This is a genomic window from Paraburkholderia sp. SIMBA_053, assembly GCF_046534895.1.
In the GTDB taxonomy this organism is placed as follows: Bacteria; Pseudomonadota; Gammaproteobacteria; order Burkholderiales; family Burkholderiaceae; genus Paraburkholderia; species Paraburkholderia caledonica.
Window position 1 is genome coordinate 1 of the sequence record NZ_JAWRXU010001569.1, and the last position, 240, is coordinate 240.

General features: G+C 64.6%; 1 protein-coding gene. It reads right to left on the minus strand.

What is annotated here, in order from left to right; all coding sequences use genetic code 11:
• Positions 1-240: lytic transglycosylase domain-containing protein (locus SB753_RS40840; RefSeq protein ID WP_410805647.1), on the minus strand; the 240-nt coding region annotated here is incomplete at both ends.

The window sequence follows — 240 nt, forward strand, 5'->3', positions numbered from 1 at the left end:
GCCGCCAGCGTTCGATGATCGCGGCGATGCGGCGCGCGTAATCGTCGCGCAGCGCAGGCGTCGACGAATGATAGGCGCCCACGGCTGTCCACGTGTTGCCGTAGCGGACCACCTGTTTGCGCAGATGCCACGCGGCGATATAGACGTTCTTGCACGGCACCATCAGCGCGTCGCGCCGGATGCCGTATCGCTCGAGTTCCGGCAGATGGATCGAGTTGATCTGCATCACGCCGTAGTCGG